The sequence below is a fragment of the Flavobacterium jejuense genome (assembly GCF_006491595.2).
GTDB lineage: Bacteria > Bacteroidota > Bacteroidia > Flavobacteriales > Flavobacteriaceae > Flavobacterium > Flavobacterium jejuense.
Genome location: NZ_VEVQ02000001.1, coordinates 1 through 11,646 on the forward strand (window position 1 = coordinate 1; position 11,646 = coordinate 11,646).

The window sequence follows — 11,646 nt, forward strand, 5'->3', positions numbered from 1 at the left end:
TTATCCTAACCCAGTTAAAGATATGCTTAATTTGGAGTATACTTCAGATATAACTTCTATTAGTATCTTTAATTTATTAGGTCAAGAAGTATTATCTAAAGAAGTGAATTCGACTTCTGTAAAAGTTAATATGTCGCAATTAAACAGTGGTGCTTATATTGTTAATATAGCTATTGATGGAGAGCAACAAGTAATTAAAGTTATTAAAGAGTAATAAAAATTTAATATATATTTTAAAAGCTCCGATATATTTCGGAGCTTTTTTTATTTTCTTAATTATATGTATAGATTACAATTAATATTTTAAAAATGTATCTTTGTGGTAAAATGAAATGTTATGATAAATATTAAATCTGCTACAGCATTAGAATTGTATTTTAAAAAATTTAGAGATAATATTATAGGTATTAACCAAACTTTTTCTTCACCATATGGAGAAAAAAAAATTATTTATACAGATTGGACTGCGAGTGGTCGTTTGTATAGACCAATTGAAGAAAAATTAATTAATGAGTTTGGCCCATTTGTAGCAAATACACATACAGAAACTACAATTTCTGGTACTGCTATGACTATGGCTTATCATAAAGCTAGATATATTATAAAACGACATGTAAATGCTAATAGTAATGATATTTTAATAACTGATGGTACAGGGATGACTGGTGTTGTGAATAAATTACAACGAATTCTTGGTTTTAGAATAGCTGAAAATTTAAAAAATTACACTCAATTTCCTAAGGAATTAAAGCCAATTGTCTTTATTTCTCATATGGAGCATCATTCTAATCAAACTTCTTGGTTGGAAACTATTGCAGATGTAGTAGTTGTTCCAGCTAATGCAGATGGATTGTTTTGTTTGGAAAATTTAAAGGGATTACTTGAAAAATATAAAGATAGAAGTTTTAAGATTGCTTCTATAACATCTTGTTCAAATGTAACAGGAATAAAAACACCTTATCATGAAGTTGCTAAATTAATGCACCAAAACAATGGTGTTTGTTTTGTTGATTTTGCATGTTCTGGTCCTTATGTTGAAATTGATATGCATCCAGAAAATGATCAAGAAGCTTATTTAGATGCTATTTTCTTTTCACCACATAAATTTTTAGGAGGTCCTGGTACTTGTGGTGTTATGGTTTTTAATAAAAACCTATATAAGAATAATGTTCCTGATTGTCCAGGTGGTGGAACAGTGAGATGGACTAATCCATGGGGAGATCATCAATATATTGATAATATTGAAGATAGAGAGGATGGAGGTACTCCTGGCTTTTTACAAGTTATTAAAGCTGCATTAGCTATCCAATTAAAAGAAGAAATGGGAATTCAGAATATATTAGATAGAGAGCATGAATTGACTGAAATAATTTTTAATTCTTTAGGAGAAGTAGAAAATATTAATATTTTAGCTCCACAACATCAAGATAGATTGGGTGTGTTTTCATTTTACATTAATGATTTGCATTACAATTTAGGAGTAAAATTATTAAATGATAAATTTGGAATACAAACTAGAGGTGGCTGTAGTTGTGCGGGTACTTATGGACATTACTTACTTCACGTAGATCAAGAAACGTCGAATTCTATTGTTTGCCAAATTTCTGCTGGTGATCTAGAGAAAAAACCTGGATGGATAAGAATGTCAATTCATCCTACTACAACTAACGAAGAGATAGAGTATGTATGTAATAGTATTAAAGAATTAGCATTACACCATAAGGAGTTTAAAATGGATTATTTGTATCATTCAAATAGTAATGAATTTACTCATAGAAATGATTCAAAGTTAGAAGTTAAGATGGTTGAATCTTGGTTTAATTAGTTTTAAAAAAAATCTATAAAGTATAAAAGCCGATCTGGAGCGATCGACTTTTATGTTGAACGTGTAACCACATTTCTGTGCGTTCGGGTGCAAATGTAATTTAATTTTTTAGATTTCAACCTTATTTTTTTATTTATTTTTGTAAACTAAAACTTTGAAAAAATATATGGAAAAAAAATGATTTTTAATATTACTTAGGTATTATGCTAAAAAAACTCATTTTAATTCTTATTTTTGCCAAGTTTTCAAAATGAAAAATATTATGGTAAAAGATTTATTTGAAAGAATTCAAAATAATAAAGGACCTCTAGGGAAATGGGCTTCACAAGCAGAAGGATATTATGTTTTTCCTAAATTAGAAGGAGAATTAGGACCAAGAATGAAATTTCATGGGAAAGAAATTTTAAATTGGAGTTTAAATGATTATTTAGGTTTAGCAAACCATCCAGAAGTAAGAAAAGTTGATGCTGAAGCTGCTGCTCAATATGGAGCTGCGTATCCAATGGGAGCTCGTATGATGAGTGGTCATACAGATGTTCACGAACAGTTAGAAAGAGAATTAGCTACTTTCGTTAAAAAAGAAGCCGCTTATTTATTGAATTTTGGATACCAAGGAATCATGTCAGCTATTGATGCATTGGTGACTAAAAATGATATTATTGTATATGATGTAGATGCTCATGCTTGTATTATAGATGGTGTTCGTTTGCATATGGGTAAACGTTTTACATATAAACATAATGATTTAGAAAGCATGGAGAAAAACCTTCAACGTGCAACTAAAATGGCTACGGAGACTGGTGGTGGGATATTATTTATCACTGAAGGTGTTTTTGGAATGAGAGGACAACAAGGTAAATTAAAAGAGATTATTGCTATGAAAGAAAAGTACAATTTCCGTTTGCTTGTTGATGATGCACATGGTTTTGGTACTTTGGGAAAAACGGGAGCTGGTGCGGGAGAAGAGCAAGAATGTCAAGATGGTATTGATGTGTATTTTTCTACTTTTGCTAAGTCTATGGCAAGTATTGGTGCTTTTTTAGCTGGAGATAAAGATATAATTGATTATTTAAAATATAATTTACGCTCTCAAATGTTTGCTAAATCATTGCCGATGATTCAAACTGTAGGTGCTTTAAAGCGTTTACAATTATTAAGAGATAATCCAAGTTTAAAAGATAAACTTTGGGAGAATGTAAATGCATTGCAAAATGGATTGAAAGATAAAGGATTTAATATTGGTGATACAAATACATGTGTTACTCCTGTTTATCTTGAGGGGTCTATTCCAGAAGCAATGGTGATGGTTAATGATTTGAGAGAGAATTACAATATTTTCCTTTCTATTGTAGTTTACCCTGTTATACCAAAAGGTATTATTTTATTAAGAATGATTCCTACTGCTTCTCATACTTTATCTGATATTGATGAAACTTTAGCTGCATTTGAGGCAATTAGAGAAAAATTAGTGAATGGAACTTATAAGAAAATCGCAGAAGCTACTACTATAGATGTATCTTAGTTTCTAAATTATATACATGCAAAAAAAACAGAGATTTTATAGTCTCTGTTTTTTTATTATAAAAAAAATATTATTTCTGTTTTTTGGATTCATCTAAAGAGGTTAAAGAACTTTCAGTTGTTATTTCGCTAGGACTTACTACATTGCCTATAAAACTTGCTGTATGGTATCCTTTTTTATCAGTATAAACGACTTGTACAGAAAAAACACCTAATGTTGTAGGTTCAACAGTTAAAATTTTTTCATTGCTATTTCCTACTATGTTTAATGTTCCAAGACTTTTTTTATTCTTACTATTTGTTAAGTTGTTATTAACTTCCCATTCATATGAATTTAACTCTTCGTAGCTATTTATTGAAAAGGTTGAAGTTTGCCCTAGAATAATAGTAAAATAGCCTGATATTTTTCCATTATTTGACTGAGAGAAACCGGTAAAGCAATATCCAATTGCTAATACTAATGTTAAGGTGATTTTTTTCATTTTCTTGGGGCTTAATGTGTTCCATTTGGTCTTGAACGTTAATATGACCTCATACAAATTTAATGTGCTAGTATAAATACACTTTTAGCTGTTTTTTCTTTTTTATAAATGTAATAATATATTTTTTAATATTTTAATTAAAATGTTAAAAAATACAGTTTAAATGTTGTTTTTTGCAGATTAAGTGTATTTTGTAGTTGTTTATATGTTAAATTAATATGTTTTTGTTTAATGTTTTTGAAGGGCTTTAAAAGGAATTAGTGTAGTTTGTAATTTAAATTTTTAGTAAATTAAAGGTAAAATAGATTTAAAAAAAACGACTCCTAATTTTTGATTAGTAAGTCGTTAGTAACAAGAAAATTTATTTATAGTTGTTTATTTGTTTGCTATTTCTTTTTATCCCTTACATATGTAACAGTATTTTCTTTTAAAGTAATTTCGTTTGGATTATTTACTACATTTCCCATAAAGCTTGCTGTATGGTATCCTTTTTCATCTATATATGATAAATGAATAGAAAATGTACCAACTGCTGTTGGTTCAATAAGTAGTGTTTTTTCCATATCATTACCTACGATTTTAAGTGTTCCTATTGTTTGGTTGTCTGAGGAAGAGCAATGATTGTTGATATCCCAATCATAACAATTGTCACATTGAGCATTTGGAGTTGCAGTGAAACTTGTTGTTTGCCCTAAAATAAGAGTGAAATAGCCAGTTATCGTCCCGTCATTACACTGTGAGAAACCAGTTGTGCAAAATCCAATTGTTATTATTAATGATAGAAGAGTAAAGTTTTTCATTTTTTTGAGGCTTTTTTTGTTCCATTTAGTCTTGAACGTTAATACGACTACATACATTTTTTTTTGTGCTAGTATGTAAACACTTTAGTAGTTATTTTTAAATATTTTAATGAACTTAATGTAAAAGTAGGTTGTGTATTTGAAAATAGTTTACAATTTTTTTGCCGAAATTGTTAAAGTTAATTAGTGTTAAATATTTTATTTTTAAGTATTTAAAAACAAGTTTTTACTAGTTAAATGATGATTGAGATTAACATAAGTTATTGTTTTATTCGTGAATATGTTTCAGTAAAATGTGGGTTTGTTTTAAAAAAGCTTTACCTAAGAGAAATCTCTTTTGAGTTTGTTATCTTTGTGCTAAGATTTTTTTTATGAGAAAAGTATATTTAGATAATGCTGCAACTACCCCTTTAAGAGCGGAAGTTGTAAATACAATGTCTTCTGTTTTAATGGAAAATTTTGGAAATCCTTCATCTTCGCATAGTTTTGGTAGAAATTCGAAAAATATTTTGGAATCATCTAGAAAGAGTATTGCTAAGGAGTTAGGCGCAATGGCTTCTGAAATCATATTTACCTCTAGTGCTACTGAAGCTACAAACTGGATTTTAAGAAGTGCAGTAAAAGATCTTGGAGTTAAGAGAATTATTACTTCGAAAATTGAGCATCATGCAACCTTGCACACGATATTAGTTTTAGAACGAGAATATAATATTAAAGTAGATTATTTACCTGTATTGGATGATGGTGTTTTGGATATTTCATTAATAGATGAATTATTAGATGAATCAGTTATATCGTTGGTTTCATTAATGCATGTAAATAATGAATCAGGTGAGATTTTGGATATAGCAAAAGTAGGTGAGTTTTGCTTCAAAAAAAAGGCCTATTTTCATTGTGATGCTGTGCAGGCCATTGGTAAGTTGTCTTTTAACTTACAGGAATTAGCTATTGATTTTATGGTTGGAACAGCTCATAAATTTCATGGTCCAAAAGGTATTGGATTTGCTTATATTAAAAAAGGAACTGTTTTGCAGCCATTATTGTACGGTGGAGAACAAGAAAAAGGTTTCAGAGCAGGTACTGAGGCAGTTCATCAGATAGCTGGTATGGCAAAAGCTTTAGAGTTGTCTTATGTTCATTTAGAGGAGGAGAAAAAGTATATAACAGATTTAAAAGAATATTGTATATCTCAATTAATAAAGGTTTTTCCAGATGTGAAAATTATTGGTAAACAGGCTTTTTATAATATAATGAATGTGGTTTTACCTTTTGATACTAGTAAAACAGCAATGCTATTATTTACTTTGGATATGAAAGGAATTGCAGTTTCAAGAGGAAGTGCCTGTCAAAGCGGTAGTAGTAAACCATCTCATGTGTTAGCTGAATTTTTGACTTTAGAAGAGCAACAAAAACCAAACATAAGAATTTCATTTAGTCATTTGAATACTAAAGATGAAATTGACTATTTGATAGAGGTTTTGAAAACAATTTAATTTGTTGGGAATAAAAAAGGAGATTCATTTATTTAAATCTCCTTTTTTAAATTTTTAATATAAACTTGGATATTTTGAAGGATTACTTTCGTTCATGATTTCGTATATTTTTTCGTAAATATCTTCGGTACTAGGTTTTGAAAAATAATCTCCATCAGTACCATATGCGGTTCTGTGTGCTTGCGCTGTTAGTGTTTGCGGTTCACTATCTAAATGATAGAATCCTTTTTGAGTTTCAAGTATTTCTTGCAAGATATAGGCACTTGCTCCTCCAGGTATATCCTCGTCAATTACTAATAAACGATTTGTTTTGGCTAAGCTTTTTACAATATCGTGATTAATATCGAATGGTAATAAAGATTGAGTGTCTATAATTTCTACATCAATACCTATTTCTAATAATTCTTTAGCTGCTTGTTCTATTAAACGTAAAGTAGAGCCATAAGAAACGATAGTTATGTCAGAACCTTCTTTTATGGTTTCAACCACTCCGATTGGTGTTTTGAATTCACCAATATTAGTTGGTTTTTTTTCTTTTAAACGGTATCCGTTCAAGCATTCTATTAATAGAGCAGGTTCGTCTGTTTCTAATAAAGTATTGTAAAAGCCAGCTGCTTTAGTCATGTTTCTTGGAACTAATACATGAATTCCTCTAATAGCATTAATAATCATTCCCATTGGTGAACCAGCATGCCAAATTCCTTCTAAGCGATGACCACGAGTTCTAATGATTAATGGAGCTTTTTGTTTCCCATGAGTTCTGTATTGTAGAGTCGCTAAGTCATCGCTCATTATTTGAATGGCATATAATAAATAGTCAAGATATTGAATTTCTGCAATAGGTCTTAATCCTCTCATTGCCATTCCTATTCCTTGTCCAAGAATTGTTGCTTCTCGAATTCCTGTATCAGCTACTCGAAGTTCACCGTATTTTTCTTGCATGCCTTCTAAGCCTTGGTTTACATCACCTATATTTCCAGTGTCTTCACCAAAAATTACAGTTTCAGGATGTTTAGAGAAAATATAATCAAAATTATCTCTTAAAATTAAACGAGCATCTACATCTTCATTTGAATCGTCATAAGTAGGTTTTACTTCTTTAACTGAAAAAACATTTTTATCGGATTGCGAAAATAAGTGAGAACTAAATTTTGGCTGAATTTTTTCAGTATAAGAGGTAATCCAATTTGCTAATAATGATTTTCCTTCTTCTTTTATAACCAAACGTAATACTTTTCTTGCTGTTGTAAGAATGTCTTTTCTAATAGGTTCTTTAATTGAAGTTAGATCGTTTGCTTGTTTTTCAATGAAAACTTTATTAGGACTAGATGTCGCAATATTTTGTAAAACACTTACTAGATCTTTTACTTCTCTTAATATTGGATTATTATAAGCTGCCCAAGCAACTTTTTTTCCTTCAAGAACTTCTTTTCTTGAAAGAGTATTTATTTCATTTATTTCTTCTTCTGTTGCAATGTTATTGCTAATCATCCAAAGTTTCATTTGTTCAATACAATCAAACTCTTTCTCCCATTCTAAACGTTCTTTACTTTTATAGCGTTCATGACTTCCTGATGTGGAATGACCTTGTGGTTGTGTTAATTCGTCAACGTGAATTAAAACAGGCACATGTTCTTCACGAGCAATTCGAGAAGCTTTTTCATATGTATCTACTAGAGTAGGGTAGTCCCAACCTTTAACCCTAAGGATTTCATAACCATTATCGTCTTCGTCTCTTTGAAAACCTTTTAATATTTCTGAAATATTCTCTTTAGTAGTTTGGTATTTTGCATGTACAGAAATTCCGTATTCATCATCCCAAACACTCATAACCATAGGAACTTGTAATACTCCAGCAGCATTTATAGTTTCAAAAAATAATCCTTCTGATGTAGATGCATTTCCAATCGTACCCCAAGCAACTTCATTTCCTTTTATAGAGAATTGAGAATGATTTTCTAATTTTTTTACATTTCTAAATATTTTTGAAGCCTGAGCCAAACCTAATAAACGGGGCATTTGACCAGCTGTTGGAGAAATATCAGCACTTGAATTTTTTTGCTGTGTTAGGTTTTTCCATTCTCCGTTTTTATCTAGGCTATGTGTTGCAAAATGACCTCCCATTTGACGACCTGCACTCATCGGATCAAAATCAATATCTGTATGACCGTATAGTCCAGCAAAAAACTGTTCTATTGTCAACTCATCAATTGCCATCATGAATGTTTGGTCACGGTAATAACCTGATCTAAAATCTCCGTTTTTAAAAGCCTTAGCCATAGCAAGCTGAGGTACTTCTTTTCCATCACCAAAAATACCAAACTTTGCTTTACCGGTAAGAACTTCTCTTCTTCCTAATAAGCTACATTCTCTACTGATTATAGCGGTTTTGTAGTCTTTTAGGACTTCAGTTTTAAAATCTTGAAAAGATAAAGTTTCTTTTGTTACAGGATTACTCATATAGCTAATTTTGAAGTTGCTACAAATATAGTTAAATGGTAGTAAAAAAGCAAGAGGGTTCTTGTTGAAATATTAATAATTATTACAAATACATTGTATTTAATATAAATACTGTATTTATTAGGGTTTTTAAAGTGGTTTTATTGATGATTATTCAAAAAACAGGCTAATAATTGCTTAAAACCATTTTCTAGTAAATAATGAAACTAAAGTTTTTGGACTTATAGTAATTATAAATCTTATTTTTTGTCCGTAATTTTTATCATTTAATTCAAAACCATTTGAAGATTGAACGGGTAAAAATAATTCAAAATAGTCTGGAACTAAGTTTAAATGAATACCAGAATCATATAGGAATTTAGTAGGTTCAAAATGATTTTTTAATAGACCAACATCTCCATATATCTGAACCCAATTCCAAATGTTTAAAGATCCATTTATTGTGGTCATCCAATTATTTGCAAAACGAGTGTCAAGTTTTGATTTGAAACCACCTTCTGAATAAACAAATTGTTGACTGAATAAACCAACCGATTCGCTTCTTCCTAATAAATTAGTTTGAAAAGTTAAATCTACAGGCTTTTCTAATCCAAAACGATGTGAGTTATTAGTAGTATTAGAATATATGAATTTTCCAGCAAAGAAGCGTAAACTAAGTTGTCTATTGTTTTCAAATAATTTTCTGTAATTAATTTCAGTGGTTATATTTCCAAAAGAATTAGAAATTTGTACTTGATTAGATATGTTAAACACTTTTGTAATTTCTGATTGAGAATTAGTATAAGCTGCACTAAAAACGGAAAGCTTAGCATCATTATTATTTAAAGATGAGTTTATTGGAATTTCTTTATCAATAAAAAATTGTTTAATTTGTATGTATTCTTTTTTATTTGTCCTAAAATCTCTATCTCTAAAAATAAATTGAATGGATGGAATAATTCGAGTATATTTTGCATTTGGAGCATAATGAGATTGATTTCCAGTTAGACCATAAATAATTCTGTATAGTTTACTATCATCTCTAATATAATCATCTACTGAAGCTGAAAAATTACCAATTATTGTTCCAGTATTTGTTGAATAAAATGGAGCTATGCTAAAATTAAAAGGCTTGTTTAACATGGATCTATTATTCAATCTGACGCCTAAAGAAATACCATCATAAAGATTATATTCAAATTCTGGCATATAAAATATTTGATTGTAATTTGGTTCCTCTAGATCTTTGTAAAAATTAAATTTTAAAGGTCTATGATTAAAGAAAAAACCTTTTAAAGATTTCCAGTTATTTCGTAAATTATATTCTGGAACTTCGTTGTTGTAATTTAAAACAAATTTTGTGGCTTCATTCCTTGAGAATACTAATGTAGTATCAGTTTTTATATTTTCAACCCATTCTTTTGAAATGATACTATCTTTTTTTAATTGGTAAACTGAAATAGGAACATTTGTTTTTGTTTTGTTTTTTATCCTTAAAATAACTTCATCTTCTGTTTTAGAAACTTTAGCTATTTTAAAATCAATTAAATCTCTGCTATTTATTATTGTATTAAAAAACCAATCTATATTTTTTGACGTTTTGTTTTTTAAAATCATCTCAAAATCAATATGATTCGTTTGGTAATTTTGATTTAAAATGATGAATTCCTTTATAGTATTTTCAACAACATCATTATCCAAATAACTATCTAAGTATCTTAGACTAAGACCAGCTTTGTATTTATTGGCTATTTGTTCATTAAATTTGATTAATTTGTTTTTTGATGTACTTAAAGGTTGATCTAAATTTTTTCTAGCCATCAACATATATAGGTAGTTATATTGTTGATTAAAGTCTAAATTAATAAAATGATAGGATCTTAACAGTTTAAGCTTGGCTAAATTTCCAGTCATTTTCATGTCAGGATGAAATTCGTCCATATATTGCATCATTACAAAAACCTGAATTGCATCTTGTATCCATTGGTCTTTTCTTGGGTTAAGTTGTAATGTGTTTTTTAAAAAATTGTTTGTGTAGGTTTTTAAAAACATTAATTCAAACATAAATTCGTCTGAGAAAGGACTTAAAAAGGAAGGAAGCTGATTTAATCCATAGAAAGGTTGACGATCATAGTCTTCTTTGGAAACAATTATTTTTTCAGTTTTACTAGTTCCTATTTTCTCTTTTATAAAATGCGTTATTTTGTCAATAATGATTGCTTTATCAATATCTTCTAGTTTTGATTCTAGATTTGTACTTACTTCAATTAGATCATTTTTATAACTGGTGAACTCTTTTTTTGGAGTTATACAAAAAGTTATGTCTAACCTTTTTTTTCCAGTAAAGGTATAAGTATCAAAACTAGCATTTGTAGTGTTTGAGTTTTCAGAATTTAAATCGGAAACTATAAAATGTCCTTTTGGAATTTCAAATTTTACAGTATAGTCTGTAGGTGCATTTGAAATATCGTCTAAATTTTCATTACTATATTTTACAAATTGCATGTTTTCAAAACGAGCAGGAGCTAAGAACCAGTTTTTTAAGTACAGCTTTCCATCGTTATTAAAACCATATTTGGTAAATCTATCATTTGGAATTTTTAGAGTATAGAATAGGGTTATTTTTGTACTTCTATTTGGCGTAAGTGGTTGGGCTAAATTTAAAATTACAATATCAATATTGTCTTTGTCTCTTTCCCATTCTAGGATTTTAAAGTTTTCATCGACTACATTTTTAATTTCAGTATACCCTCTATCTTCTTCTTTTGCGAGATGAAAAGCTCTTACATATTCATCAGAAAAACGTTTGGCTAAATTGGAGTTTTTTGAAGAAAAAGCATGATTCCAATCGTTTAAAATTATAGAATTAATAGTACTATTACTAGTATTTACATAATTCAACTCCTGCTGTACCATAAGGGTTTTCTCCTCTTGATTTACTCTAACAGTAATGGTTGAATTATGTTGAGAAAAACTGAGGCACGAAAATAATAGTAAAACTAAACCTTTAATTTTCAAAGCATTTTTATAATAAGATTACAATTTTAGTGAAAAGTTGCGTCATTTATGATTTTTTCATAAGAAAA

At 29.1% G+C, this 11,646-nt stretch carries 8 protein-coding genes; 4 read left to right on the top strand and 4 right to left on the bottom strand.

What is annotated here, in order from left to right:
• From FIA58_RS00005 to FIA58_RS00015, 3 genes are all read left to right on the top strand, one after another.
• Window positions 1-214, top strand: a 214-nt coding sequence (locus tag FIA58_RS00005; protein ID WP_140958730.1) for a T9SS type A sorting domain-containing protein, incomplete at its 5' end; no start/stop codon positions are given.
• A 123-nt stretch (window positions 215-337) separates the two neighbouring features.
• The gene (locus FIA58_RS00010; protein WP_140958732.1) at window positions 338-1,825 is read left to right on the top strand and encodes an aminotransferase class V-fold PLP-dependent enzyme; all 1,488 of its coding nucleotides are present in this window, start codon (window positions 338-340) and stop codon (window positions 1,823-1,825) included.
• 262 nt (window positions 1,826-2,087) lie between these two features.
• A complete protein-coding gene (locus tag FIA58_RS00015; RefSeq protein ID WP_140959777.1) occupies window positions 2,088-3,347 on the top strand; it encodes an aminotransferase class I/II-fold pyridoxal phosphate-dependent enzyme in 1,260 nt (419 codons plus the stop codon).
• Between the two features lie 70 nt (window positions 3,348-3,417).
• Here FIA58_RS00015 and FIA58_RS00020 read toward each other — a convergent pair whose 3' ends face one another.
• Window positions 3,418-3,828 (bottom strand): hypothetical protein, encoded by a 411-nt coding sequence (locus FIA58_RS00020; protein ID WP_140958734.1) that lies wholly within the window; start codon window positions 3,826-3,828, stop codon window positions 3,418-3,420.
• A 386-nt stretch (window positions 3,829-4,214) separates the two neighbouring features.
• Complete coding sequence (locus FIA58_RS00025; RefSeq protein WP_140958736.1) at window positions 4,215-4,628, bottom strand: hypothetical protein; 414 nt, start codon at window positions 4,626-4,628, stop codon at window positions 4,215-4,217.
• A gap of 371 nt (window positions 4,629-4,999) precedes the next feature.
• On the opposite strand from FIA58_RS00025, the gene FIA58_RS00030 reads away from it, so the two are divergent.
• Window positions 5,000-6,121 (top strand): cysteine desulfurase family protein, encoded by a 1,122-nt coding sequence (locus FIA58_RS00030; protein WP_140958738.1) that lies wholly within the window; start codon window positions 5,000-5,002, stop codon window positions 6,119-6,121.
• A gap of 54 nt (window positions 6,122-6,175) precedes the next feature.
• Here FIA58_RS00030 and FIA58_RS00035 read toward each other — a convergent pair whose 3' ends face one another.
• Together FIA58_RS00035 and FIA58_RS00040 are read right to left on the bottom strand one after the other, a co-directional pair.
• The gene (locus tag FIA58_RS00035) at window positions 6,176-8,581 is read right to left on the bottom strand and encodes an alpha-ketoacid dehydrogenase subunit alpha/beta (RefSeq protein WP_140958740.1); all 2,406 of its coding nucleotides are present in this window, start codon (window positions 8,579-8,581) and stop codon (window positions 6,176-6,178) included.
• 177 nt (window positions 8,582-8,758) lie between these two features.
• Window positions 8,759-11,578, bottom strand: a complete 2,820-nt coding sequence (locus tag FIA58_RS00040; RefSeq protein WP_317167842.1) for a gluzincin family metallopeptidase — start codon at window positions 11,576-11,578, stop codon at window positions 8,759-8,761.
• Window positions 11,579-11,646 lie beyond the last annotated feature (68 nt).